The following is a 26131-nucleotide window of genomic DNA, read 5'->3' as shown; positions in this document are numbered from 1 at the left end:
ATAGTCTCGGAGCAAGAAGTGGATGAAATGTTAACCCGTGATCACAGGTCGTGCTTTTGCACCTATTTGCCGCAAGCGCACTGCAGTTTGGGCTTGGGCTTGGGGGGGGCCGTGCTGCGAAATTCCACGGGCGTCAGGTAAAGGTCATGGTTGGTATCGGCCCCCTGGAACTTGTCGACCGTGGTGACGGCCCACTCCTCGAAGGTCAGCAGGTTGTTGCCGTCCTTGTCCAGCTTGCGGAACGCTGCCGTGCGGGTGGAGAGCAGTTCGGCGCGTGAAACGCGGCCGTCGCGATCGCGATCGTAGCGGGCAAAGCGCTTCTGCTCGCGCGACAGTTCGCTGGCAACCGGCAGGTCCGGACCTTCGATATTGGCCAGCGCATCGTCGTCGGCGCTGGGCAGATCCATCGGATCGGGCGGCGGAGCACTGGGCAAGGCCGGCGGCGCCAGACGCTCGACCGACGCCTTGCTCTGCCACCAGAACAATCCCAGCGACACCAGCGCCAGCGCGCCGAGCGCACCCAGAATCACCCGGTTCATGGCCATCCCCCCTGCTGCCGGTGCCTATCGGCACATACCCGGCGGCAGGGTAGAATCGGGCAGGAACTACGGGAAATTACATAATGGCAAGCGGGCCTATCAGCCGCAAAACGTCAGCGTCCGAAGGCGCCGAGGCGAAGCGCCTGAAGCAGAGCGGCAGGCGAACGGGCGCCGTCATCGTGACCGGCGCGGAAACGCCGCGCGGAAAGCGCTTCGAGCACCAGCAGCGGTCGCAGATCGCGCGACACATAAGGGCGGCGCGAAGCGATCGCGGCTTCGGCGAGAGTACGTGCCGTCTCGCGCTCTCCCGGCTTGCCCAACCGCATCGCCAGATCGGTCAGCCCCCAGCGGCGGCCGAGGTCATGCGCCTTGTCCGCCTCCCTGTCGCGACCGATGGCACGGGCAAAGGCCGCAAAGGCCGCGCCGCGCCCCTCGGCCATGGTCTGCATGCCGTCTGCGGCCAGCGGCTCGGCGCCGGTCAGTTCCTCCCAGCCGTCGACCAGCGCGGTGAGGCCCAGATGCTCGCCGTTCCACTGCCGCAGCGAGGCCAGGAGCGGTTCGCCTTCGGGCCATCCCGCAGGATCGGCCTGCAGCGATTCGCGCCACCATGCCAGGCGAATGCGCGCCAGCATCGGCTCCTTGGAGTGGCGCAGCAGTCCGGCCATGCGCGTATCGAGCGCCAGCAGCACCGCCGTCTGTTCGCGCACCCGGCGCGGCGCATAGACCAGCGCGAGCCGCGAAAGATCGGGCAGCGCCTCGGTCAGCGTATCCAGAGTGGCGCGGGCGGCGGGCAGGGAAGCATTGTCGGGCACGCAGCCAGCCCTAGGCGCGTCGGGAGGCCGGAGGCAAGCGCAAGGACCGCCTTCAAGGCGCGACGCGGCGAAAATCACGCGCTCAGGCGCGCAGCGCTCGCTCAGGACACCAACTCCGGGCGCCAACTCTGGACGCCCGCTCCTGACGCCACCCACGCAAAAGGGCCGGGGAAGTCGCCCTCCCCGGCCCTTTCAGGTCCGTGTCACCGGAAGGTTTGCGAACCGCTTAGCGGTAGCAGACCTTCTTGGCGGCAGCGACGATGCTGTCGGTGTTGATCAGCGTCGCCTTTTCGAGGTTCGCCGCATACGGCATCGGCACGTCCTCGTTGGTCACGCGCAGAACCGGTGCGTCGAGGTTGTCGAAGCCTTCCTCCATGCAGATCGTCGCGATTTCCGAGGCGATCGAGCAGACCGGGAAGCCTTCTTCGGCCACGATCAGACGGTTGGTCTTGGCGAGGCTTTCGAGTACCGTGTCCTTGTCGAGCGGGCGCAGCGTGCGCAGATCGACGACTTCGGCATCGATGCCCTCTTCGGCCAGCTTTTCAGCAGCTTCCAGAGCCAGGCCGACGCCGATCGAGTACGACACGATCGTCACGTCCTTGCCTTCCTTCATGATGCGCGCCTTGCCGATCGGCAGGACGTGGTCATCAAGCTCGGGCAGCTCGAAGTGACGGCCGTAAACCAGCTCGTTCTCGAGGAACACGACCGGATCTTCCGAACGGATCGCCGCCTTGAGCAGGCCCTTGGCGTCCGAGGCGTCGTAAGGCGCGATCACCACCAGACCCGGAACCGAGGCGTACCACGGACCGTAGTTCTGCGAGTGCTGCGCACCCACGCGGGCAGCCGCACCGTTGGGGCCACGGAACACGATCGGGCAGCGCATCTGGCCGCCGGACATGTAGTTGGTCTTGGCAGCCGAGTTGATGATGTGGTCGATCGCCTGCATGGCGAAGTTGAACGTCATGAACTCGACGACCGGGCGCAAGCCCCCCATCGCCGCACCCGCGCCGATACCGGCAAAGCCGTACTCGGTGATCGGGGTGTCGATGACGCGCTTGGGGCCGAACTCCTGAAGAAGGCCCTGCGTCACCTTGTAGGCGCCCTGGTACTCGGCGACTTCCTCGCCCATCACGAAGACGCGCTCGTCACGGCGCATTTCCTCGGCCATGGCGTCGCGCAGAGCGTCGCGGACGGTCGAGGTCTTCATGTTGGTGCCGTGCGGGATCACCGGGTCCGAAACCTTGGGCCTGGCCGAGCTGGCAAGCTGCTCGGTGCCGCTGGCGGCAGCCTTGGGGGCTTCCTCGGCCGCAGCGGCAGGCGCAGCAGCAGGAGCCGCCGAGGCCGAAACGCTCGATGCGTCTTCGCCTTCGCCGGCCAGAACCGCGATCACGGTGCCGACCTTCACGCCCTCGGTGCCTTCGGCCACGAGGATCTTGCCGACCACGCCTTCATCGACGGCTTCGAATTCCATCGTTGCCTTGTCGGTCTCGATCTCGGCCATGATGTCGCCCGAAGAGACGGTATCGCCTTCCTTGACCAGCCACTTGGCCAGCTTGCCCTCTTCCATGGTGGGCGAGAGAGCGGGCATTTTCAGTTCGATCGCCATCTCAGTACTGCTCCACCAGGATGTCGGTATAAAGTTCGGAGAGTTCCGGCTCGGGCGACTTCTCGGCGAAGTCCGCCGCTTCGGCGACGACGGCGCGAACGCGCTTGTCGAGATCCTTGAGGCTCTCTTCGGTGACGCCCATCTTGATCAGCTCAGCCTTGGCGTGCTCGATCGGGTCGCGGTTGTCGCGAACGTCCTGCACTTCCTCGCGGCTGCGATACTTCGCAGGGTCCGACATCGAGTGACCGCGATAGCGGTAGGTGTTGAGTTCCATCAGCACCGGACCGTTACCGCCGCGCACGTGCGCCAGCGCCACTTCGGCGGCCTTGCGGACCTGCAGCACGTCCATGCCGTCAACCTGCATGCCGGGGATGCGGAAAGCATTGCCGCGACGGTGGAAGTGCGTTTCGGCCGAACCGCGCTTTACGGCAGTGCCCATGGCATAGCCGTTGTTCTCGATCACGAAGATGATCGGCAGGTTCCACAAGGCGGCCATGTTGAACGCTTCGTAGACCTGGCCCTGGTTCGCAGCGCCGTCACCGAAGTAGGCAAGCGTGACGCCGCCGTCCTCGTTGTACTTGTGCGCGAAGGCCAGCCCTGCGCCCAGCGGCACCTGCGCGCCGACGATGCCGTGGCCGCCGTAGAACTTATGTTCGACGGAGAACATGTGCATCGAGCCGCCCTTGCCCTTCGAGATACCGGCTTCACGGCCGGTAAGCTCGGCCATGATGACCTTCGGGTCGATGCCGTAGGCCAGCATGTGGCCGTGGTCGCGATAGCCGGTGATGACCGAGTCGACGCCCGAGGTCAGGGCCGACTGCAGACCGACCGCAACGGCTTCCTGGCCGATGTAGAGGTGGCAGAAGCCGCCGATGAAACCCAGACCATAGAGCTGGCCGGCCTTTTCCTCGAAACGGCGGATGAGCAGCATCTGCTCATAGAAGTTGAGAAGCTCCTCCTGCTCCGGCTGATACCGGCGGTCAGCATCGTAGGCTTCCTGGAGGGCATTCATGGCGAAGTTGTCGTCCGGTGCAGTTGCACCTGCGGCTTCCACCTCCGGCTGGACATCGTTTTTTGCTTTAGGCAACGGGGGCTCCCCATCGTTTTGTGTCGTCAGGTTGGGGCGGTATAGGAGCGGTATGGCGAGAGCGGAAGCGGCAACACCAAAAATTGGCCGCTTTGCCGGAGAAATTATGGCTCCGCGCAAGATTGATGCGTCGCGATGCAAAACACGCTTATGAAATGCGTCTGAACCATTCAGTACAGCGCACGAAGACACCCTCACCGATCATGCTGCGGCGCGGCAGAATCAGGTGCAATGCAGCAAGAAACTGGGCAGCAAAGAATTAGGCAGTAAAGTTATCGGAAGATCAGGAGCCCTGATGCGGCAGCATCATGATCATCTCGTCCGGGTGCGCGACGTTGAGGTCGCGGCGGACGAGCTCCCCTGCCAGATCCGGGTCCATGTGATCGGGTTCAAGCAGATTGACGCGGTTCTGGAGGTGATCGCGCTGGCCACGCAAACCGGCCAGCGTTACCTGTCGCGCCTGCAACAGGTGCGCGTTCTCGTTCCACGCGATCAGACCGCTGGGCCCGGCGATGACGAAGCCGAGCATGACAAGCAGGCTCATCAGGGCCATGCCCTGAATCATCCTCTCGCGTGCCATCCGGGGTTCGTGTCGCATCGTCCTCAATCGCAAGTCTGTATCACCGCGAAACACTGTGAATCACACCCGATTCCGTGTTGCAAGCCTTTTCATACGGAATGCGGCGAGTCGCGACCACAGCCGGGCGCTACGCCCTGCCGCAAAGGTTGTGCATAGCTGTTGATAAGTGGGCTGGACGGGCGCTGGACAACTGCGATGGGAACACCCCAAATCGTCGTCATTCCCGCGAAGGCGGGAATCCAGTTGGCGCCACCCTGGAGCAGAATGTAACTTTTCCCGCCAAGGCGAGAACGGAGAGAGCAGATCGGAAGGCATCCCCCATGGCAAGGTTACCACTGGATTCCCGCCTTCGCGGGAATGACGAAGAATGGTGGATTCCCGGCAGGCAGCTTTTTGGCGAGCAAGCTAGCGTTCGCAGTTGCTCGCTTAAGCGATGATCTCGATTTCGATGAGCCTTATATCGCCGTCAAACCCGTCGATGATGTAAGCGGAGATGTTGTCCGAGAACTCATCCATCAAGTTGAGCCCATCCGGGTCGTGATCATTTTCGGCTACAAGCCGCAGCGACTTTCCATCCCATGAACAAACGACATTGTGCTCGTGCGGGTAATTCGCTTTGAAGGCTTCTGTGATGTCATTTGCCGCTTCCTCTCCGGCGAGCACGGGAACGCCATCGCATTCTAAAATGATCCGGTACATGCTGTCACCCTCAGTGGCCTGTCGAGCATAACGTCTGTTGTCAGGCTCCGCTACAAGCGCGGTAAACGTCCGCTAAGGGGCGCTTGCGGTCACAAGCCCAACATTCGCACCAGCGCACCGCTCAGACCGCCGCCATCGAGGCGCCATATCGAGAGCGATCCCAGCTTTCGCCGGGATGACGATGTTGGTGAAGGCTCGACCTGCTAACTGCCCCTCTCCTTCGCACTCGCACACCTTCTTCGCACCTGCCCTTTGCGGCCTTGGCGATTGCCTGCTAGGCGCGCAGCCATGCTGACGATCCGCGACATTACCGTGCGCCTTGGCGGGCGCGTCATCCTTGACGGCGCGAGCGCCACTTTGCCGCAGGGCGGCAAGATCGGCCTCATTGGCCGCAACGGCGCGGGCAAGTCCACGCTGGTCAAGACGATCATCGGTGAACTGGAGCCGGACGGCGGCAGCATCGACATGCCCAAGCGCGCGCGCCTTGGCTATATCGCACAGGAAGCCCCCGACGGCACCCGCACCCCGTTCGAGGCCGTGCTGGAAGCCGATGTCGAGCGCACGCAGCTGCTTGCCGAATCCGAGAACTGCACCGACATGGACCGCCTCGGCGACGTCTACGAGCGGCTGATCGCGATCGATGCCTATACTGCCCCTGCCCGCGCCGCGCGCATCCTTGTCGGCCTCGGCTTCGACGAGGAGATGCAGGCGCGCCCGCTCAGCAGCTTTTCGGGCGGCTGGAAGATGCGCGTGGCGCTGGCCGCACTGCTGTTCTCCGAGCCCGACGTGATGCTGCTCGACGAGCCTTCGAACCACCTCGATCTCGAGGCGACGCTGTGGCTGGAGAACTTCCTCAAGAGCTACCCCAAGACGCTGCTGGTCATCAGCCACGAACGCGATCTGCTCAACACCGTGGTCGATCACATCCTGCACCTGCAGGCGGGCAAGCTCTCGCTCTATCCGGGCGACTACGACAGCTTCGAGCGCCTGCGCGCCGAACGCGCCGCTCAGGTTGCCGCCGCGCGCGCCAGCCAGGATGCCCAGCGCAAGAAGCTGGCGGACTATGTTGCGCGTAACTCGGCGCGCGCCTCGACCGCGAAGCAGGCGCAGTCGCGCGCCAAGATGCTCGCCAAGATGCAGCCGATCGCGGCGATGGCCGAGGACAGCTCGCTCAGCTTCGATTTCCCGAGCCCGGACGAACTGCGCCCGCCGCTGATCACCATGGATCTGGCATCGGTGGGCTATCAGGCCGATCTGCCAATCCTCAAGCGCCTGAACCTGCGCATCGACCCGGAAGACCGCATCGCGCTGCTGGGCCGCAACGGCAACGGCAAGACCACGCTGGCGCGCCTGCTCGCCCGCCAGCTGGAGCCGATGGACGGCGAGATGGCGTACTCGCCCAAGATCCGCATCGGCTACTTCACGCAGTATCAGGTGGAGGAGCTGCCCGGCGATTCCACCCCGCTCGAACTCATGTCGCGCGCGATGGACGGCAAGCCGACGACGGCGGTTCGCGGGCAGCTCGGCCGCTTCGGCTTCTCGGGCAACCGCGCGACGGCAGAGACCGGCACGCTTTCGGGCGGTGAGCGCGCACGCCTCGCGCTGGCCCTCGTGACGCGCGATGCGCCGCATATGCTGATCCTCGACGAGCCGACCAACCACCTCGACGTCGATGCGCGCGAGGCGCTGGTGCAGGCGCTCAACGATTTTGCCGGCGCGGTGATCCTCGTCAGCCACGATCGCCACATGGTGGAGCTGGTCGCCGACCGGCTCGTGCTGGTCGATGGCGGCACGGCGACGCCTTACGACGGCTCGATGGACGACTATGTCGACTTCGTGCTGGGCCGCAACCAGCCCAAGGGCGACGCCGCCAGCCAGCGCGCCGCCGCCAATGCCGCCGCAGCGCCCGCCCCCGCTCCTGCCAGGAAAACCGTCTCGCTCTCGCGCGAGGAACTCAAAGCGCTGCGCAAGCGGGCCACCGAGACCGAAACCCGCCTCGCGCGTCTTCAGACGCAGATCGAGGCGGTGGACGTGGCGCTGGTCGATCCTGCTTCGGCCAAGGGCGATCTCAAGGGTCTGACCACAGGTGCGCTCGGCACCCGCCGCAACGCGCTGGAAGAGGAACTCGGCGAGGCCGAAATCGCCTGGCTCGAAGCGAGCGAGGCACTGGAAGAGGTGATGGGCCCGCAAGGCTGAACCACGCCGAGCAAACGGACGGTCTCAAACCAAGAGCGCCGCACCCGTGCCATCACGACCGAAACCATAACGACTGAAGATTGTCGCGCGATGGCCCGTGCAGTTGCGCGCGGCCAAAGCGCCTGCCTTGCATCACGTTGCAACGCATAATCAGGGCAATGTGAGGCAAGGCGCCCGGAATAGTTCAAACATTACCCGACAGTGCAGCACTGTGTCCGTTTGACGCGCATTACAGTCCCGATTCGGACAGATTCATCACCAAGCGCGCAATTAACTTTGAAAAAATATTAATAATAATTAAATTAATAGATTTACTCCGATAATCTCTATAATCTATGATTTTTGCTATAGTATTCCTTCATATTTTCAGATAAATGACGCGACATTGCAAGGCATTGCAACAGATGTTGCCCGACAGTCACGGCATTTTCATTTAACGATGTCACAATCTGTTCGCCGCTTGGCGAAACCGTTTGGGCGAGCGCAAAAGAACCCCACGCACCGCCAGCCCTTGGGTCGCGACAGGCCCGGCGGTGTTTCAATCAGGGAGTTCTTGATGACATCGAAAATGAAGTGCCTGCTGCTGGCTTCGGCCTGCATCGCGGGCCTGCCCGCCGTCGCGCAGGCACAGACCGAGGCCGCTACCAGCAGCCCGGATACCGGCGCCTCCAACGATACCGCCTCCGACGCCAATGCGATCGTCGTGACCGGTTCGCGCCTCAGCAACCCGAACTTGGAGCAGGCCGCTCCGATCATGACGATGTCGTCCAAGACGATCGCCCTGACCGGCCAGCAGAACGTCGAGAACATCCTCGCCCAGATGCCCCAGATCGTTCCGGGCGAAGGTGCCAGCTCGAACAATCCCGGCGACGGCGTTGCCACCGCAGACCTGCGCGGCCTTGGCGCCCAGCGCACGCTGGTCCTGGTCAACGGCCATCGCTACGTTTCGTACGACACCAACCAGATCGTCGACCTCAACACGATCCCGGCTCCGCTGCTCGAGCGCGTCGATGTCGTGACCGGCGGCAAGTCGGCCGTCTACGGTTCGGATGCCGTCAGCGGCGTCATCAACTTCGTGACGAAGCAGGACTACCAGGGCGTCGAAGCTGGCGGCAACTACCGCCTGACGACGTATGGCGACGGCGGCCAGTACGACGGCTACCTGATGGTCGGCAAGAATTTCGACGACGGTCGCGGCAATATCACCCTTTACGGTGACTACATGCACCGCAACGGCATCCTGCAGTCTGCGCGCAGCTACACCGCGAACGCCCAGACCGATGACGGCAACGGCGGCCTGATGAACGGCGGCTCGAGCATCACCCCGCAGGGCTCCGCCGTGCTCAACGGCACGACCAACATCTTCGGCACGGACGGCAGCATCTCGCCCTACAGCTCGGGCGATGCGTACAATTATGCCAGCGAGAACTACCTGCAGATCCCGCAGACGCGCAAAATGCTGTTTGCGCAGTGGCACTATGACGTGAGCGACCATCTGAAGCTCTACGGAGAAGCCCAGTACGTCGACAACAAGGTGACGACGCAGCTCGCCGCAACTCCGGTCGACGACGACTTCGAGATCTCCGACAACTCACCTTATCTCAGCTCGGCCGCGCAGTCCTGGCTGGCCAGCGGCGATACGGACGGCGACGGCCTGACCACTGTCGAACTGAAGCGCCGCATGAACGAGATCGGCGATCGCATCCAGGTGCAGGACAGCAAGGCCTATCGCGCCCTGCTCGGCGCCAAGGGCAACATCACCGGCAACTGGAACTATGACGTCTACGGCAGCTATGCCCGTACCCATCTGGTCCAGAAGCAGTATGGTAACGTATCGTACAGCAAGCTGCAGCAGGCGCTGCTGACCACCACGGATGCCGATGGCAATCTGGTCTGCACCGACCAGAGCAATGGCTGCGTGCCGATCAACGTGTTCGGCGAAGGCAACATCAGCCAGGCTGCGGCAGACTTCATCTCGGTCAACACCGTCAACCGCTCGACGATCGTCGAAAAGGTCGCCAACGCCTCGATCACCAACAACAACCTGTTCGATCTCGGCGCCGGTCCGGCCGGGCTTGCCTTCGGTGCGGAATACCGCAGCGAACACGGCAACTACGATCCGGACGAAGAACTGGCATCGGGTGACGTAATCGGCTTCAACGCGAATGAGCCGATCTCGGGCGGTTACAACGTCAAGGAGCTGTTCGCCGAAATGGACGTGCCGCTGCTGGCGGACATGCCCTTCGTGCATAACCTCGCGTTCAACGGTGCGGCGCGCTATTCGGACTACTCGACTTCGGTCGGCAGTGTTGGCACCTACTCGGTTGGCCTCGTCTATGCCCCGATCAAGGACATCTCGTTCCGCGGCCAGTTCTCGCGTGCGGTGCGGGCACCTACGGTGAACGACCTCTATTCAAGCGCTGCACAGAACTACGAAGAAGCCGTCGATCCGTGCTCGGAAGCCGTCGCCCTCACCAACTCGAACCTCAATTCGAGCTGCCTTGCCTCGGGCGTTCCGGCCTCGGCCATCGGTTCGGGCTACCAGACCGACTCTCAGATCGAGAGCTACAACGGTGGCAGCACCAGCCTGAAGGCGGAATCGGCCTACACCTATACGCTGGGCGTCGCGCTGCAACCGAGCTTCCTGCCGCGCTTCTCGATGACGGTGGACTACTACCACATCAAGATCAGCAACTACATCACCACGCTGGGCACCCAGACGCTGATCAACCAGTGCTACGGCACGTCCGAGAACGGTTACACGCCGACCAACACCGATGCCTGCTCGCTGCTGCCGCGTAACAGCAACAGCTACAACATCGATGGCGCCATCGACGATCTGACCAACGCGGGCATGGTGAAGACCAGCGGCATTGACTTCGAAGCGAAGTACTCGATCCCGCTGAACTTCGGCACTGACCACTCGAGCAACCTCGACATCGACTTTGCCGGCACCCGCCTGATCAGCTGGACCCTGTCGCCCGACGGCGAGTCGGACGATGCCTACAGCTGCGCCGGCAAGTTCGGCGTGACCTGCGGCAACGTCTATGCCAAGTGGCGCTGGAACACCCGCGCGACCTGGTCGACCGAGGGCCTGACCCTGTCGCTCAACTGGCGCCACCTCTCGCCGGTCGACGGCGATGCCACCGGCTACAGCGTCGAGCACATCAAGGCCTACGACTACTTCGACGGTACGGCCCAGATCGACGTGAACCACATGTTCACCTGGACCATCGGCATGAACAACATGTTCAACAAGAAGCCGCCGATCCTGGGCGACAACCAGGAGCAGTCGAACACCTATCCGACGACCTACGACGTCATGGGTCGTACGTTCTTCACCGGCATCAAGGTGGACTTCCAGTAAGATACATGCGGGAGCCGTCATCCGGCGGCTCCCGATACATCGATATGGAAACGAAAAAGGGCCGCCGGACGATCTGTCCGGCGGCCCTTTTTCATTGCCCTTTCAGCGGATCGGGCGATCAGCGCCCCTTCTTCGGACGCCCCTTGAACCCGCCACCGGCAGCACGCTCGCCGCCGCCGTTACGGGGCCCGCGCGGACCGCCCTGCGAAGGGCGCGCCTTGTAGTGCGGCTTGCCGCCTTCACGCCCACCATCCCGATCGCCACCACGCTCGTAGCCGCCCTCGCGGCGACCTTCGCGACGGTTCTCACGCGCGGCCTCGCGCGGCGTTTCGGCAGCGCGCTCGATCACGATCGTGCTCTCGAACTCGTCGTTTCCGCTGGCGGTCCTGGCGACTGCACGCTCGAACTGCTCAGCCTGATCGCGCGGGATCTGGAAATGCGTCTGCTTCGCCGAGATCCGGATCGCCCCCACCGCATTGCGGGTGATGTGGCCGCGGCGGCACAGCAGCGGCAGAAGCCAGCGCGGATCGGCGCGCTGGTTGCGCCCGACGTCCATCGAGAACCACACCACGTCCTCGAAGCCGGGACGCTCACGCTGCTGCTTGGCCTGCGGACTGTTACCGATCAGTTCCTCGGGCGCGGGCATTGCAGCGCGGTGCGTGCGCACCAGCGCAAGCGCGAGATCCTCGGCCGAGACCTTTTCGAGCAGTTCCTGCGCGATCTCACGATCCTCGTCCTCGGCCTCGACCGGGAGCAACAGCTTTTCCAGCAGACGAGTACGGTCAGCGGCGTGAATTTCCTCCGGCCCAGGCGCCTCGCCCCACTCGGCCTGGATACGCGCGCCGCGCAGCATCGATTCGACGCGGCGACGGCGCGGATAAGGCACGATCAGAACGGCGGTGCCCTTCTTGCCCGCACGACCGGTACGGCCAGAACGGTGCTGGAGCGTTTCGGCGTCGCGAGGAATCTCGACATGGACGACGAGGCTGAGCGAGGGCAGATCGATGCCGCGCGCGGCAACGTCGGTGGCGACGCAGACCCGGGCGCGCTGATCGCGAAGGGCCTGCAGCGCATTGTTGCGCTCGCTCTGCGAGTGCTCGCCCGACAGCGCAACGGCGGAGAACCCGCGCTCCATCAGCGAGGCATGGAGGTGCTTCACGTTGTCGCGCGTGGCGCAGAACAGGATCGCCGTCTGTGCCTCATGCAGGCGCAGCAGGTTGATCACGGCATGTTCGATATCGGCCGGGGCGACGGTGATCGCCTTGTATTCGATATCGCCATGGCCGCGGCTCTCGCTCATCGTCGAGATGCGCAGCGAATCGGTCTGGTATTGGCGGGCCAGCGCCGCGATCGGAGCAGGCATCGTCGCTGAGAACATCAGCGAGCGGCGCTCGGCCGGAGTCGCATCGAGAATCTCTTCCAGATCCTCGCGGAAGCCCATGTCGAGCATCTCGTCCGCTTCGTCGAGCACTGCGACGCGCAGGCGTGACAGATGCAGCGCACCGCGCTCCAGATGGTCGCGCAAACGGCCTGGCGTGCCGACGACGACAGTCGCGCCGCGCTCCAGTTCGCGGCGTTCGGCGGAGGGGTTCATACCGCCGACACACGTCACGATACGCGCGCGGGTCTGGGCATAAAGCCATGTCAGTTCGCGACTTACCTGCAACGCGAGTTCGCGCGTCGGCGCAATCACCAGCGCCAGCGGCGCCGCGGGTGTGGGAACGGCATCGCCCTCCAGCAGTTGTTCCGCCATCGCAAGACCGAAGGCAACGGTCTTGCCCGAACCGGTCTGCGCGGAGACGAGGAGGTCACGACCCTTGGCCTCGTCCTCGATAACCGCGGACTGGACGGGGGTAAGCTGGTTGTAGCCCTGCGCCTGCAGGGATGCGCCGATAACGGCGGGAATCTGGGAAAACGTCATGTATCTCTCTGGGACGCTCCACATTGGGGAGCCTGAAATCCGCGCCGAAGCCGGCTCGACCCTCGACCCATGGCTCGCTTGTGCGGAATGGCCCCCATACACGCAAAAGTTTCGTTTGGCTCCCCCTGAAAATTCACAGGCGATTCCGGGGATGGGACGAGGCTTCCGCGCGATGAATCGATCCGCAATCACCCCATTCGCAGGCGCAGCATGATTGCCACACGCGTTCCAGATGCTATCGGGAACCTTACTCGACACTCTCGCAATCCGGGCGAAATGCGAAAATTTGCTTCTCTGGTCATGGTTATCGCTGCTGCGGGATGTACGACGGTGCAGCCGACAAGCACGCCCGAGACGCGCGCGCACCAGCTCTCCGACGGGATCGTGGTGATCGGTCACAGGCCCGAACGGACCCCGTGGTGGAAGGATGCGGGCGATCCGATTCTGGCCGCGCTGATCGATCAGGGGCTCTACAACGCCAGCGAACTCGGCTGCGGCGCGCAGGCAGTGCGGGCGTTCGAAAAGAGCCAGCAGGATCGCGAAGCCCACATCGGCAACCGGCTGGCAAAGCTGGTCGGCGAGAAACCCACGCAGGGCGATCCGCTGCTGCTTTCCGCCCGCGCCTACCGCTGGCTGGATACGCGCGGCCATTACGCCGAGCGCATCGCGCTCGCCTATTTCGAGGTCCGCCGCCTCCAGCGCCGTGAAGCGCTACGCAGCGCGCTGGCCGACCAGTTCAAGGACAACGGCGAGATCGCCCGCTTCCGCCGCGAGGCCGGACTGGTCCCGGCGATCGACGGCTCGCTGGCCGATAGCCAGGACGAGGTGAACCGCTCCGAACTCGGCCTCAACCAGGGACGGCTCGATCGCGCCGTCGCCGATCTCGCGACGCTTACGGGTCTGACGCCGGAAGAGATTCTCAAGCGCCTTGGCACCGCGCCCGACACCGCCGCATCCGCTCCCGATCCGATGGCCGCCAACGCCAATGTCGCAGGCGACCGGCCCGATCTGCTCGCCCTGCGGTCGGCCGGCATCGCCGACCAGCTTCACGGCAAGGTCGTGCAGAGCGATATCGAGGCGAGCTTTGCCGCCACCTCCGATCCCGCCGCGCCCGCCCTTCCCGCCGATGCCCCCGCAGGTCTGCTGCGCTACCGGCAGGCGCTCGATGCCGCCCGGGCGACCATCCAGAACGAACGCGCCACGCTCGCCAAGGCCGAACTCGACGAAGCCGGGCTCCAGACCGCGCTTGCCAAGGCGCAGCGCACCGTCGACGACGCCCGCCTTGCCTATCGCAACGGCATGGGCGATTTCTCGGCACTCTACGTCGCAGAAGCGGCCACCCTTGCCGTGCGCGAAGGGCAGATCGATGCAGAGGCCGCGCGCCTTTCCGCCATGGCGCGGCTGTGGACCGATCGCGGCGCCACATGGTCGCGGAACGATCTGAACCTGCTCGACAATGCCCTGCCCGAAGGAGCACCGGCCTGTGACTGAGACCGGCCCTGTGACCGAAACGGGTAGCGTGACCGAAACGGGTAACGGCGCCTACGAAGAGGGGGCCGCCGAGCACAGCCCTCTGGACGCTTTCCTCGGATCGTCGCCGCGCCGCGCCAAACGGCATGTTTTCAGCATTCTGATGCTGATCCTGATCGTGGTGGCAGCGGGTGTGTTTCTCCTCAAGTTCCTGGTCGGCACCGATTCGGCCTACTTCTCCAGCCCGGTGGAGCGTGGCGATCTGACGCCGCTGGTCTCCGAACGCGGCACGCTGCAAGGCAGCGGCGAAGTAACCGTGCGCGCGCCCTTCGACGGCAATGTGCTGGAAACGCCCGCACTCGGCCATACGCAAGTCAAAGCGGGCGACGTACTGGCCATTCTCGATGCCGCGCCGATCCGCAATGATATCGCCATGGCCTCTGCCGAACTCGCCGCCGCGCAGGGCGATCTGGCTTCGGCGCAGGCCGCCGTCGATCAGACCGGCGCGCGCCTGGCTCGCTTCGAAAGCGTCTGGCGCAAGTCGCAAGGCCGCGTTCCCGCCTTCAACGAACTGGAAACGGCCCGCACGCAGGCAGCGCAGGCGCTCGACGCCCGTGAATCGGCCTCGGCCCGCGCCAAGGCCGCCACACTGCAACTGGCATCCGACAAGGACCGGCTTGCAGGCGCCGTAATCCGAGCACCCACAGACGGCGTGCTGATGACGAGCGCCGCGCGCGTCGGCCAGCGCATCGCCGCGCAGGACACGCTGTTCACGCTCGCCACCGGCACCGACAGGCTCCACGTCGATCTGCAACTCCCGCAGACGCCGACCGGACCGTTGCAGGCAGGCGCGCTTGCCCATGTCCGCATCGACGATGCGCCGGACAAGGTGCAGGAAGCACGGCTCGACCGCATCCTGATCAATCCTCCCGGCGAGCCGGAAAAGCGCATCGCGCAGTTCGTGATCGACAAGCCGCAACCGCCCTTGCGCGCAGGTCTGCCGGTCAATGCCGAGATCCAGCTGCCGGTCCGCAGCAACGTCCTGCTGGTGCCAAATTCAGCACTGCATTTCGTACCGGCGGGCTCTGCCGATCCTAGGCGCCCGCGCGTTTATGTGCTGAACCGAGGCGAGCCACGCCGCGTTTACGTGACAGTCGGCGGCAACGACGGCGCGCATACCGAAGTGTTCTCGACCGACCTCAAGCCGGGTGATCGTGTCATCACCGGCTGGCGGGATTCCTCGGCAGGCCGGGAACCTTAAGGCGTTTCAGGAATCTTTCACTCGGATTGCAGGAGTCCGACGCGCAGGTGCGTCCGGAACACGGCATCAGAAAGGCCCGACGCGCCCTGACCGAGTTTTCAGCCACAAGGCACGTTAATTGGACGCTGCCCACCGTCACACGGCGGGAGGCGAGTGGCTTGCTGGCAGCGCTCGCCGCGACGCTTGGCCTGCCTCGACAGGTGCTTGCCGCAACATCGCCGCAAGTGCATCTGGGCGTGCCGCAGCCGTTCTCGTGGGATGTGCTGGTGGCGATGGCGCAGAAACTGGCCGCAGCGGCCTATGTCGCACCCAGGCCTACCCCCAATGCCGCGCCGGACTATGACAGCGCCGTCAAGGCCACCTATGGCCCGGCGAAGACGCTTGCGGGCAATGTCCGCCTGTTCCCCGCCGCGAAGATCAACGCGCCGTTTCCGGTCGAGATCGCGCTGGTGAAGGATGGACAGGCCCGGCGCGTGGTCGATACCACCGGGCTGTTCGTGGGCACGGCCCATTCCGACGCGGCGGGTTTCCGGGTGATGACGCCCGATGGCAAGTCCGACTGGCTGGCTTACATGGGCGCATCCTACTTCCGCGCCTCGGGCAGTCGCGACCAGTACGGACTTTCGGCACGCGGCATCGCCATCGACACCGGATCGAACCATGGCGAGGAATTTCCCAACTTCACCAAGTTCTGGTTCGAGGAAACCGGCGCCGACCGCGTGCGCGTCCACGCGCTGATGGACGGGCCGAGCCTGACCGGGGCCTATGCCTTCGACTGCGCGAAGACCAATACAGGCGTGGTGCAGGACATCCGCGCAACGCTGTTCCTGCGCAAGGACGTGGAGCAACTCGGCCTCGCCGCCGCCTCCAGCATGTTCTGGTACGATCAGGCCGATCCTCACAAGCGCCCGGACTGGCGCCCGGAAATCCACGATTCCGATGGCCTCGCCATCTGGTCGGGCAACGGCGAGCGGGTCTGGCGGCTCCTACAGGACCCGGCGGCTGCGAAGATGTTCTCGTTTCGCGCCGATCATCCCAAGGGCTTCGGCCTGCTCCAGCGCGACCAGCATTTCGACCATTACGAGGACGATGGCGTATTCTACGACAAGCGCCCCTCGCTCTGGGTCGAACCGCAGGGCGACTGGGGGGCGGGCGCGGTCTATCTCTACGAGATGCCCACGAAATCGGAAACGCTCGACAACATCGCCGTGTTCTGGCGCGGCGATGCGCCTGCCAAAGCAGGCGAACGGCGCGATTTCGGCTATCGCCTGACATGGACGTCGAACGACCCGACGATCGATACCAACGCGCGCTGCATCAACAGCTTCCTTGGCCCCGCAGGCATCCCCGGACACGAATACATCGCCGACGGCCTCAAATTCGTGTACGATTTCGCCGGCCCCTCGCTGAAGGGGCTGACCCGCGAGAGCGGGGTCAAACTGGTGTCGAGCGTCCCTCAGGCGGCACTGATTGCCGCCGAGGCCTATCCCATTGTCGGAACTGACGATATGTGGCGGGCCATGATCGATCTGAAGCCTGCGGGCCTTCCTGCCCCGGACTTCCGGCTGTTCCTCCAGCACGAGGGAACCGCCCTGACCGAAACCGTGATACAGGCTATCGAACTTTGACCATGACCGAACCTGCCGCTCTCCCCATGCTCCCGGCCGAAGCGCCGATGGAGATGCCGGTTCAGCGGCTCGACGGCAATCCGCCGGCCTCGCACGAAGTGCTCACCCGTCCACACGGGATGCTGGTGAAGCGCCTGCTGCTGATCGCGCTCACCGCGCTGATCGGGCTTGCCGCCTCCAGTTCGGTGCGTATGGCCTTCGCGCGCGACGGGCTCGATGCCTTCGAGATCGCGCTGCTGATCTTCTTCGTGCCGCTGTTCTTCTGGATCTCGTTCGGCTTCGTCACCTCGACCATCGGGTTTCTGAAGCTGATCAGCGGGGAGCATCCCGGCTTCACCGCGATCCCCAGTCCCGCCTCTACCCTGCGCCACCGCACCGCCGTGCTGATGCCGGTCTACAACGAGGACGTGGACGAGGTTTTCGCCCGCGTCCGCGCGATGACCACCTCGATCGCGCGCGCTGGTGGCAGTGAGTGGATCGACTTCTTTATCCTGAGCGATTCCAACCCCTTCCACGGCAAGCGAGAGGAAGTGGTCGCGCGTGAAGTCGCCGCGGAATCGCCGATCCCGGTCTATTACCGCCGCCGCGAGAAGAACATCGCACGCAAGCCCGGCAACATTGCCGAATGGGTGCAGCGTTTCGGCTCGGCTTACGAGAACATGCTGGTGCTCGACGCGGATTCGATGATGAGCGGCAGCGCCATCGTCGGCATGGCCTCGATCATGGAGGAACGCCCCTCGATCGGCCTGCTCCAGACGGTGCCGATGATCATCAACCCGACCACGCTGTTCCAGCGCTGGATGCAGTTCGCGAGCGAGGCCTACGGCCCCATCGCCTCGGCGGGGCTCCTGTGGTGGTCGGGCGCGGAGGCGAACTTCTGGGGGCACAATGCGATCGTGCGCACCCGCGCCTTCGCCGAAAGCTGCGGCCTTCCCGAACTGCCCGGCAAGGCGCCGTTCGGTGGCCATATCCTGAGCCACGACATGCTCGAATCCGCGTTGCTGCGCCGTCGCGGCTGGGCCGTTCACATGGTGATGATCGGCGGCAGCTACGAGGAATTCCCGCCCTCGATCGTCGATATGGCGATCCGCGACCGGCGCTGGATGCAGGGCAACCTGCAGCACCTGCAGCTCCTTGGCTCTTCCGGCCTGCACTGGGTCAGCCGCCTGCACCTTCTGATCGGCGCGACGGCCTATCTCACCTCGCCCGGCTGGCTGCTGCTGCTGATCACCGCCATCGCCCAGACCGCGACGCTGGGCAGCGACGAACGCTTCGCCGCCGTCACCCCGCCCGAAGTGCTGTGGCTGACGGTGGTGCTGCTGTTCGGCCCCAAGCTGATGGGCACGATCTGGATGCTGGCCGACAAGGGCCGCCGCGCCGCTTTCGGCGGTACGCTCGGCATCCTGAAATCGGTGCTGCTCGAAGTCCCGCTGGCCATCCTGCTCGCGCCTGTCACCATGGTCACGCAGACCAAGGCACTGCTCGGCCTGCTCACCGGCATTTCCGCAGGCTGGACCACCCAGCAGCGCGGCGCGCGGCGCATCCAGGTGCGCGAAATCGTGCCCGATCTGCGCGAGCACCTGCTGCTGGGCCTCGTATTTCTGGGGACGTTCTTCATCGACAAGGTGACGGCGATCTGGCTCCTGCCGCTCACCATCGGCCTGCTCCTCTCGCCCTGGCTCATAAGCCTGACCTCCAGCGAACGGCTCGGCACGAAACTGCACGAAAAGGGCTGGCTGCGCGTCCCTCCACCGCAGATTTCCGATCACGAGAACGGCCATCTGCTGACCGCTCCCCCCTCCTCTCCGCCGGAAGAAAGCCTGAATTCAGGCACCTGACACGCCCCTTTCACAAGGCTGCGACCCTTTGGTACAAAGGTGAACCGCCGCCTTGTCACATTGTTCATGGCGCCGTCATGAGATCGGCATAATAGCGCGTCCCAGCCGCATTCTGCGGCGGAGCGCTGTTACATGTCCCTGCCTGCGACTGGTCCCGACAAACGACTTCTCGCCTCGATCCACGACGTAGGGCCCGGCGCTGCCGAGCGCGTCGCGCGCCTCGTCGATCTGTTCGAAAAGCATCTCGGCACCGCGCGCTTCGCGATGCTGGTCGTTCCCGATCACTGGGGACAGCATCCGCTTGCGGCGGACAAAAATTTTCAGACCCAGCTGCGGGTCTGGGCAGAGCGCGGCGTCGAGATGTTCGTGCACGGATGGTTTCACAAAGACACGCAGCAGCATGCGGATGGGATGGCCCGGTTCAAGGCGCGTCATATGACCGCCGGCGAAGGCGAATTCCTGGGTCTCGACCATGCGACGGCGTTTCAGCGCATGCGCGATGGCAAGGCGCTGATCGAGGACATCATCGGACGCCCGACCGCCGGCTTCATCGCCCCTGCCTGGCTTTATGGCGACGGCGCCCGCGCTGCGCTGCGCGATGTCGGCTTCCCGCTTGCCGAGGATCATATGCGGGTGTGGGATCCGCGCGACGGCCGTGAACTGGCCAAGGGCCCGGTGATCACCTGGGCCAGCCGCTCGACGATGCGCACGGCCTCCTCGCTCGCCTTCGCCTCGCTTGCCCGGCTCGCCCTCCCCCGGCTCAACACCGTGCGTCTTGCCGTGCATCCCGGCGATGTCACCAAGGCTTCGCTGATCCGCAGCATCGACGCGACGCTCGCGCGTTTCGTACGCACGCACCGCCCCGCCCGCTACGCCGAACTGCTGGCCTGACACCCGATGTCCGTCGCGCTTCTGTCTCAAGTTGGCTCGCAAGTTTCGTGCAGGGCAGAGCGTCGTCACAGGACCGACATGACATATCCGTACCAGCGGGCAGCGAGGCAGCCGCTGGCACACGCGCGAAATTCGCGGGCAATCCAGTCGCCGCAGGCAGGAGCGTCGCAATGACCGAACCGAACCAAGCTGCCGCGCAAACGGTGCGCCTCAGGATCGCCGTGCCGATCCACAGCCTCGATCCCGGCGGCGTGGAACGCGTGGGCGTCAATCTGGCCGCCCGGTGGCATGAGGCTGGACATGATGTGACAGTGGTTCTGGGCCGCATCGCCAGCCGTCATCTGTCGAGCGCGCCTTCGATCAACTACTGGCGCATTCCCAACCGCTATGCCTCGGTCTCGTGGGAAACGCCGTGGATGATCTTCACGCTGCTGCGCTATCTGCGCCGCAACGAGACCGACGTGGTCTTCCTTCCGGGCAACACCTACGCCATCGTCGGCGCTGTCGTACGACTTCTGGCGCCGCTCGCTCTCGGGCAGCAAGTGCCCCCGATGGTGCTCAAAATCAGCAACGCGCTGGAGCGCGCCGATATGCCCAGGCCGCTGCGCCGGGGCTATGGCGTCTGGCTGCGCCTCCACGCTCGCCTGTTCGAACGCATGATCGCCTTGTCCGATGCCATGCGCGAGGAAGTGCTGCGGGTGACCGGAGCCAGCGCCGAACAAGTCCGCACCATCGCCAATCCGGTGCTTTCACGCCATCGCATCGATGCGCTCGCCCATATCGCAAGACCTGTGCGCCGTGACACCGCGATGCACTTCGTCAGCGCGGGTCGACTGGTCACGCAAAAGAACTATCCGCTGCTGCTGCGCGCCTTCGCCGCGATCTGGCAGGCTGGCGATAGCCTGACGATCGCCGGAGAAGGCCCCGAGCGCGCCAAGCTCGAACGGCTCGCAGCCGAACTCGGGATCGCCGCATCGGTCAATCTGCCGGGGCATCTTGGCTCGATCGACACTCTTCTGGCCAAGGCCGACGCCTTCGTGCTCAGTTCCGATTACGAAGGCCTTCCCGGCGTCGTCGTCGAAGCCCTGGGCGCCGGACTGCCGGTCGCCGCAACGAACTGCTGCGCCAGCATGTCCTGCCTGCTCGATCACGATCGCACCGGCCTGCTGGTCGCGCCGCGTAATGTCGAAGCCCTTGCAGAGGCGATGAACGAACTGCGCAGCCGCACCTTTTCCAGCGCCGAGGCGCGCACAACTGCAGCCCGTTACGAGATCGAGGCAGCAGCTGTGGAATATCTCGATCTCATGGCGGACCTGAAGGGGACACGGGCCGCCTCCGCCACCGCATCGCCTGCGCCCCGGACCATGCCCCCCAGCATGGCCCGTGGTGAAGGCCGGCGCCACCGTGCGCTCTGACTCTCTGGGAGTTCCCTAGCTTGTCCGACACTTCTCCCGCCATGGCCCTGGCACTGCCCGGAACCGTAGCCAGTCCGGCACCGTCGCTTAACCTGATCCCGCAGGACCGCACCTCGAACCGGGGGCGCAACGCGCTGGTCTCGATCGTGCTGTCGCTGGCGGTGATCGCGGCGGTCATCCACGAACTGGGCGGCCTGGACGTCCATCACCTGATCCGCATGGTGCCCACGCGGCCGGACTTCTGGCTGACTTTCGCCGCCTTCTATCTGCTCACACCCGCCTGCGACTGGACGATCTTCAATCGCCTGTGGCGCCTGCCCGGCGCCGGTTTCTTCGCGCTGCTGCGCAAGAAGGTCTACAACGAGCTTCTGCTCGGCTATCTGGGCGAGGCCTATTTCTATACCTGGGCCCGGCGGCGCGGGGCACTTACCGACGCACCCTTCGGCGGTGTGAAGGACGTGGCGATCCTTTCGGCCATGGCCGGCAACGGCGTCACCGTTGCACTGCTGGCGATCATGCTACCGATCGTTGGCACCACCAGCCTTGGGCTCGATACCCGGATGCTGACGCTGTCGCTGGGCGTGATCGTGGTCATCTCGATCGCCGCCATGGCGTTTCGCAAGCGGGTGTTCACGCTCTCTCGCCCTGAGCTGTGGATGATCACCCGCGTTCACCTGTTCCGCATCTTCGGCACGACGTTCCTCAACGCACTGCTGTGGCGCATGGTTCTGCCCGACGTGCCGCTTTCCTGGTGGCTCTATCTTGCGACCCTGCGCCTGCTCGTCTCGCGCCTGCCGCTGGTGCCGAACAAGGATCTGCTGTTCGCCGGGGTCGCCGTGGTGATGCTGGGGCACGAGAAGGATATTGGCGAACTGATGGCACTGATGGCGGGCCTGATCCTCGTCGCCCACCTGTTGCTCGGCACCCTGCTCGCCGTTCGCGATCTCGCCCAGCCGGAGCAGCCGGCATGAGCGCCCTGCTCGCCCTGCCGCTGCTGGCCGCCGCTGCCTCAGCACCGCCGCCCCGGCTGCGCTCGAGCCCCGATCTGGGACAGGCCGAAGGGCGCTGCCGCCCCGACGAGCGCGGCCCTGCCTTTCTGGTCAACGTGGCCGGGCTCAAGGACCGCGCGGGGATGCTGAAGCTCGAAGTCTACCCAGACAACGACACAGACTTTCTCGCCGACGACAACATTCTGGTCAGCGCGGGCAAGACCTTCCGCCGCGTGGTCATGCCGGTTCCCGCATCCGGCCCGGTCACCATGTGCGTGCGCCTGCCGGGACCGGGGCGCTACTCGGTCAGCCTGCTGCATGACCGCGATTCCGACCGCAAGTTCGAATGGCGTCATGACGGCATCGGCTTCGGCGGCAATCCGAAACTGGGCTGGAGCAAGCCCAGGTCCGCCGCCGCCAGTGCCGCCGCCGGGCCGGGCCTGACGCCGATCACCATTGTCATGAACTATCAACGCGGGTTCGGTATGAGCCCGCTGCCGACGAAGTAACAGGAGCAGATCGATGCGCATCGTCGATGTCTGTGCTTTCTACACCCCCCACGGCGGCGGCGTGCGGACTTACGTGGAACAGAAGCTCGCGGTCGGCCCCAAGCTGGGCCATGAGATCGTGATCCTTGCCCCCGGCGACCGGGACGAAGTGATCGAGCGCGGCCCGAACGCGCGGATCATCACGCTGAAATCGCCGCGCTTCCCGCTCGATCGCAAGTACTGGTACTTCGCCGAGAGCGCACAGGTTCATGACGCGCTGGATCAACTGCGACCGGATTTCGTCGAAGCGACCTCGCCCTGGCGCACCGCCTCGCTCGTCGCCGACTGGCATGGCGATGCCCCGCGCAGTCTGGTGATGCACGCCGATCCGCTTTCGGCCTATGCCTACCGCATTCTCGGGCCGATCTTCTCGCGCCAGACCATCGACCGCCAGTTCTCGATCTTCTGGGAGCACCTGCGCCGCAATTCGCGCCGGTACGATGCGGTCGTTTGCGCCAATGCCGATCTCGAACGCCGCCTGCGCGAAGGCGGCGTCCACGCGACGGCCACCATCCCGATGGGCATCGAGGCCGGACGCTTCTCGCCCGCGCACCGCGACGAGGCCCTGCGCGCGCGCATGCTCGCCGCCTGCGATCTGGGACCGGATGCCGCGCTGATGGTCGCGCTCGGCCGCCTTGCGCCTGAAAAGCGCTGGCCACTGGTGATCGACGCGGTAAATGCGGCCAATCGCCATACGCAGATCGGCCTTGTCATGCTCGGCGAAGGGCGCGAGCAGCGCACGATCCTCAAGCATATCGCGGGCAACCCGCACGTCCGCCTCTTCGCCCCCGAACGCGACCGCGAGGCATTTGCCCGGATCATCGCCAGTGCCGATGGCCTCGTTCATGGCTGCGAAGCCGAAACCTACTGCATGACCGCCGCCGAGGCGCGCGCCAGCGGCGTGCCCGTCATCGTCCCCGATGCCGGTGGTGCGGCAGACCATGCCGCAGGCGGCGCCGGATTGACCTACACCGCAGGAGACGCCGCGTCAGCCGCGCAGGCCATTCTCAAGATCGCGAAAGAACGCCCTCGCCCGCGTGCCGTCGCACGCACCATCGGCGAGCATTTCGAGGATCTTTTCGCCTCCTACGAGATGATTGCAACGGGCCGTCGCCGAGCAGCATGATCCCATGCGCCGCGCTAGGGTCATGACCCTAGCGGCGTGTGTTGCGTCGCAACGCATCCACCAGCAGGCGAAACGCTGCGGAAGGCTGGCGGCGACTGGCGTAGTAAAGGTGATAGCCTGCAAACGGCGCGCACCATTCGTCGAGAAGCGGGACAAGTCTTCCCGCCTCGACGTGGTGTGCGACGCTGGCCTCCATCACAAAGCCGATGCCGAAACCATCGAGGGTAGCCTGCTCGATCATTTCGATACTATCGCAGGTGAACTGCCCTTCCACCCGCACGTTGAGCGCTCGCCCATCGCGCTCGAATTCCCATGCATAGAGATTGCCGCGGGTTCGCATGCGCAGGTTGATGCAGCGATGCGCGGCAAGATCATGCGGTGTTGCAGGCGCGCCGTACTTCTCGATGTAGGAAGGCGCCGCATATGTCACCAACCGCATCGGTGGGCCGATGGGTATCGCAATCATATCCTTTGCGACGGACTCGCCGATCCGAATCCCTGCATCGAACCGCTCGGCAACAATATCGGTCAATCCCGCGTCGACGCTGATCTCGACATGAATATCGGGATAGCTCGACAGAAACTCGGCCAGGACCGGCCAGAGCACCGAGCGCACGGCATGGTCCGTCGCCGTCAGCCGGATCGTCCCGGCAGGCGTTTCGCGCAGTTCGGTCACTTCACCGATGCCGCGCTCGATCTCGGCCAGCGCGGGACGGATCGTCTCCAGCAACCGCTCGCCCGCCTCGGTCGGCGCGACGCTGCGCGTGGTGCGGGACAGCAGCCGCACCCCCAGACGCGCCTCCAGACGGCGCAGCGTATGGCTGAGCGCGGACTGGGACGTGCCCAGACGCGCAGCGGCACGGGTAAAACTGCCCTCGTCGGCCACGGCGATGAGAGCGGTGAGATCGGCCAGATGTTCGCGTTGCATTGATGAACATCTATCATGAGTTCGATGCGCCGACAGCCGCTAATCTTTACCGGTCGACAGCTTACATTCACACTGCCGATGCCGCGCCCGACGGCGTCGCTTTCGGCATATCCAGTTTCCCCGCCCAGTTTCCCTGCAATGAGGACCATCACCCCATGAAGACCATCGGTTACGCCGCCCAGTCGGCCGACACGCCGCTTGCGCCCTACGAGTTCGAGCGCCGCGCGCTGCGCCCCGAAGACGTCGCCATCGAGATCCTCTATTCCGGCGTCTGCCACTCCGACCTGCACACCGCGCGCAGCGACTGGCCCGGCACGATGTACCCGGTCGTTCCCGGCCACGAGATCATCGGCAAGGTCATCGAGGTCGGTGCCGATGTCGTGAACTTCGCCGTCGGCGACAAGGTCGGCGTCGGCTGCATGGTCGATTCCTGCCAGGAATGCGACCAGTGCCACCACGATCACGAACAGTTCTGCCGCGAAGGCTTCACCGGCACCTACTCGGCCACCAGCCGTGTCGATGGCACCGCCACGCAAGGGGGGTATTCGCGCCACATCGTCGTGCGCGAGGAATTCGTCCTCAGCATCCCCGAGGGCCTCGACATCGCGAAAGCGGCGCCGCTGCTCTGTGCCGGCATCACCACCTATTCGCCGCTGCGTACCTGGAACGTCGGTCCCGGCAGCCGCGTCGGCGTGATCGGCCTTGGCGGCCTTGGCCACATGGCCGTGAAGCTGGCCGTCGCGATGGGCGCGCAAGTTACCGTGTTCAGCCGCACGCCGGGCAAGGAGAAGGACGCTTTCGCACTCGGTGCCGACGCCGTGCTGATCTCCAGCGATGCCGCTGCCATGGCGGAAGCTGCTTCCAGCTTCGATCTGATCATCGACACCGTGCCGGTCCGCCATGACCTCAGCGGGTATACCCCGCTGCTCGACGTCGATGGCAGCCTCGTGATCGTCGGCCAGGTCGGCCCGGTCGACGAGACCAGCACGGTGCCGCTCATCATGGGTCGTCGCTCGATCGCCGGTTCGCTGATCGGCGGCATCGCCGAAACGCAGGAAATGCTCGATTTCTGCGGCCGCAAGAACATCCTGCCCGAAGTCGAGATGATCCGCATGGACCAGATCAACGAGGCGTGGGACCGCATGGAGCGCTCGGACGTCCACTATCGCTTCGTGATCGACATGGCGAGCCTCGCAGCCGCCGCCTGATCGGGCGCTGTCATCCGACAGA

Annotated in this window: 20 protein-coding genes; 12 read left to right on the top strand and 8 right to left on the bottom strand. The window is 64.8% G+C overall.

Going from position 1 to position 26131, the window contains the following annotated elements:
• Positions 1-62: 62 nt before the first annotated feature.
• From AC3EC3_RS03385 to AC3EC3_RS03360, 6 genes are all read right to left on the bottom strand, one after another.
• Positions 63-539, bottom strand: coding sequence for an EF-hand domain-containing protein (locus AC3EC3_RS03385; protein WP_488488264.1), 477 nt, complete (start codon positions 537-539; stop codon positions 63-65).
• A gap of 113 nt (positions 540-652) precedes the next feature.
• The gene (locus AC3EC3_RS03380) at positions 653-1351 is read right to left on the bottom strand and encodes a hypothetical protein (protein WP_488488263.1); all 699 of its coding nucleotides are present in this window, start codon (positions 1349-1351) and stop codon (positions 653-655) included.
• A gap of 226 nt (positions 1352-1577) precedes the next feature.
• The gene (locus AC3EC3_RS03375) at positions 1578-2957 is read right to left on the bottom strand and encodes a pyruvate dehydrogenase complex E1 component subunit beta (protein WP_488488262.1); all 1380 of its coding nucleotides are present in this window, start codon (positions 2955-2957) and stop codon (positions 1578-1580) included.
• A 1-nt stretch (position 2958) separates the two neighbouring features.
• The gene (gene pdhA / locus AC3EC3_RS03370) at positions 2959-4044 is read right to left on the bottom strand and encodes a pyruvate dehydrogenase (acetyl-transferring) E1 component subunit alpha (RefSeq protein WP_488488261.1); all 1086 of its coding nucleotides are present in this window, start codon (positions 4042-4044) and stop codon (positions 2959-2961) included.
• 283 nt (positions 4045-4327) lie between these two features.
• The gene (locus AC3EC3_RS03365) at positions 4328-4642 is read right to left on the bottom strand and encodes an FtsB family cell division protein (protein WP_488488260.1); all 315 of its coding nucleotides are present in this window, start codon (positions 4640-4642) and stop codon (positions 4328-4330) included.
• Between the two features lie 408 nt (positions 4643-5050).
• A complete protein-coding gene (locus AC3EC3_RS03360) occupies positions 5051-5323 on the bottom strand; it encodes a hypothetical protein (protein WP_488488259.1) in 273 nt (90 codons plus the stop codon).
• 288 nt (positions 5324-5611) lie between these two features.
• Here AC3EC3_RS03360 and AC3EC3_RS03355 point away from each other — a divergent pair, with 288 nt between their 5' ends.
• Positions 5612-7519: an ABC-F family ATP-binding cassette domain-containing protein gene (locus AC3EC3_RS03355; RefSeq protein WP_488488258.1), complete on the top strand. Its 1908-nt coding sequence runs from the start codon at positions 5612-5614 to the stop codon at positions 7517-7519.
• Positions 7520-8075: 556 nt separating this feature from the next.
• Complete coding sequence (locus tag AC3EC3_RS03350) at positions 8076-10886, top strand: TonB-dependent receptor domain-containing protein (protein WP_488488257.1); 2811 nt, start codon at positions 8076-8078, stop codon at positions 10884-10886.
• 118 nt (positions 10887-11004) lie between these two features.
• Here the strand turns inward: AC3EC3_RS03350 and AC3EC3_RS03345 are convergent, their stop codons facing one another.
• Positions 11005-12807 (bottom strand): DEAD/DEAH box helicase, encoded by a 1803-nt coding sequence (locus tag AC3EC3_RS03345; protein ID WP_488488256.1) that lies wholly within the window; start codon positions 12805-12807, stop codon positions 11005-11007.
• A 300-nt stretch (positions 12808-13107) separates the two neighbouring features.
• Here AC3EC3_RS03345 and AC3EC3_RS03340 point away from each other — a divergent pair, with 300 nt between their 5' ends.
• From AC3EC3_RS03340 to AC3EC3_RS03300, 9 genes are all read left to right on the top strand, one after another.
• On the top strand, positions 13108-14298 hold the full coding sequence (locus AC3EC3_RS03340) for a TolC family protein (protein ID WP_488488255.1): 1191 nt from the start codon (positions 13108-13110) through the stop codon (positions 14296-14298).
• A complete protein-coding gene (locus tag AC3EC3_RS03335; RefSeq protein ID WP_488488254.1) occupies positions 14291-15538 on the top strand; it encodes an efflux RND transporter periplasmic adaptor subunit in 1248 nt (415 codons plus the stop codon). Before AC3EC3_RS03340 ends, AC3EC3_RS03335 begins: the two co-directional genes overlap by 8 nt.
• A gap of 158 nt (positions 15539-15696) precedes the next feature.
• On the top strand, positions 15697-17166 hold the full coding sequence (locus AC3EC3_RS03330) for an OpgD/OpgG family glucan biosynthesis protein (protein ID WP_488488253.1): 1470 nt from the start codon (positions 15697-15699) through the stop codon (positions 17164-17166).
• 2 nt (positions 17167-17168) lie between these two features.
• Entirely contained in the window at positions 17169-19004 is a 1836-nt protein-coding gene (gene mdoH, locus AC3EC3_RS03325; RefSeq protein ID WP_488488252.1) for a glucans biosynthesis glucosyltransferase MdoH, read from the top strand.
• A gap of 132 nt (positions 19005-19136) precedes the next feature.
• The gene (locus AC3EC3_RS03320) at positions 19137-19895 is read left to right on the top strand and encodes a DUF2334 domain-containing protein (protein ID WP_488488251.1); all 759 of its coding nucleotides are present in this window, start codon (positions 19137-19139) and stop codon (positions 19893-19895) included.
• A gap of 170 nt (positions 19896-20065) precedes the next feature.
• Entirely contained in the window at positions 20066-21310 is a 1245-nt protein-coding gene (locus AC3EC3_RS03315; RefSeq protein ID WP_488488250.1) for a glycosyltransferase, read from the top strand.
• A gap of 20 nt (positions 21311-21330) precedes the next feature.
• Entirely contained in the window at positions 21331-22281 is a 951-nt protein-coding gene (locus AC3EC3_RS03310) for a hypothetical protein (protein WP_488488249.1), read from the top strand.
• Positions 22278-22808, top strand: a complete 531-nt coding sequence (locus tag AC3EC3_RS03305) for a DUF2141 domain-containing protein (RefSeq protein WP_488488248.1) — start codon at positions 22278-22280, stop codon at positions 22806-22808. The genes AC3EC3_RS03310 and AC3EC3_RS03305 overlap by 4 nt, the downstream gene beginning before the upstream one ends.
• Positions 22809-22821: 13 nt before the next feature.
• Positions 22822-23973: a glycosyltransferase gene (locus AC3EC3_RS03300; protein ID WP_488488247.1), complete on the top strand. Its 1152-nt coding sequence runs from the start codon at positions 22822-22824 to the stop codon at positions 23971-23973.
• A gap of 28 nt (positions 23974-24001) precedes the next feature.
• Here the strand turns inward: AC3EC3_RS03300 and AC3EC3_RS03295 are convergent, their stop codons facing one another.
• Positions 24002-24901, bottom strand: a complete 900-nt coding sequence (locus AC3EC3_RS03295; RefSeq protein ID WP_488488246.1) for a LysR family transcriptional regulator — start codon at positions 24899-24901, stop codon at positions 24002-24004.
• A 155-nt stretch (positions 24902-25056) separates the two neighbouring features.
• Between AC3EC3_RS03295 and AC3EC3_RS03290 the strand changes: the two genes are divergently transcribed.
• On the top strand, positions 25057-26109 hold the full coding sequence (locus AC3EC3_RS03290; RefSeq protein ID WP_488488245.1) for an NAD(P)-dependent alcohol dehydrogenase: 1053 nt from the start codon (positions 25057-25059) through the stop codon (positions 26107-26109).
• Positions 26110-26131 lie beyond the last annotated feature (22 nt).

The organism is Novosphingobium sp. BAM6, assembly GCF_057784955.1.
Note: the sequence above shows the minus strand (reverse complement) of the source record. Positions and strands in the feature narration are given on the sequence as shown.

Excerpts from the sequence above, each read along its gene's own strand:
- AC3EC3_RS03340 (WP_488488255.1), top strand. The coding sequence starts at position 13,108 with ATGGTTATCGCTGCTGCGGGATGTACGACGGTGCAGCCGACAAGCACG.
- mdoH (WP_488488252.1), top strand. The coding sequence starts at position 17,169 with ATGACCGAACCTGCCGCTCTCCCCATGCTCCCGGCCGAAGCGCCGATG.
- AC3EC3_RS03355 (WP_488488258.1), top strand. The coding sequence starts at position 5,612 with ATGCTGACGATCCGCGACATTACCGTGCGCCTTGGCGGGCGCGTCATC.
- AC3EC3_RS03350 (WP_488488257.1), top strand. The coding sequence starts at position 8,076 with ATGACATCGAAAATGAAGTGCCTGCTGCTGGCTTCGGCCTGCATCGCG.
- AC3EC3_RS03295 (WP_488488246.1), bottom strand. The coding sequence starts at position 24,901 with ATGCAACGCGAACATCTGGCCGATCTCACCGCTCTCATCGCCGTGGCC.
- AC3EC3_RS03375 (WP_488488262.1), bottom strand. The coding sequence starts at position 2,957 with ATGGCGATCGAACTGAAAATGCCCGCTCTCTCGCCCACCATGGAAGAG.
- AC3EC3_RS03300 (WP_488488247.1), top strand. The coding sequence starts at position 22,822 with ATGCGCATCGTCGATGTCTGTGCTTTCTACACCCCCCACGGCGGCGGC.
- AC3EC3_RS03385 (WP_488488264.1), bottom strand. The coding sequence starts at position 539 with ATGAACCGGGTGATTCTGGGTGCGCTCGGCGCGCTGGCGCTGGTGTCG.
- AC3EC3_RS03315 (WP_488488250.1), top strand. The coding sequence starts at position 20,066 with ATGACCGAACCGAACCAAGCTGCCGCGCAAACGGTGCGCCTCAGGATC.
- AC3EC3_RS03320 (WP_488488251.1), top strand. The coding sequence starts at position 19,137 with ATGTCCCTGCCTGCGACTGGTCCCGACAAACGACTTCTCGCCTCGATC.
- AC3EC3_RS03360 (WP_488488259.1), bottom strand. The coding sequence starts at position 5,323 with ATGTACCGGATCATTTTAGAATGCGATGGCGTTCCCGTGCTCGCCGGA.
- AC3EC3_RS03290 (WP_488488245.1), top strand. The coding sequence starts at position 25,057 with ATGAAGACCATCGGTTACGCCGCCCAGTCGGCCGACACGCCGCTTGCG.
- AC3EC3_RS03345 (WP_488488256.1), bottom strand. The coding sequence starts at position 12,807 with ATGACGTTTTCCCAGATTCCCGCCGTTATCGGCGCATCCCTGCAGGCG.
- AC3EC3_RS03305 (WP_488488248.1), top strand. The coding sequence starts at position 22,278 with ATGAGCGCCCTGCTCGCCCTGCCGCTGCTGGCCGCCGCTGCCTCAGCA.
- AC3EC3_RS03365 (WP_488488260.1), bottom strand. The coding sequence starts at position 4,642 with ATGCGACACGAACCCCGGATGGCACGCGAGAGGATGATTCAGGGCATG.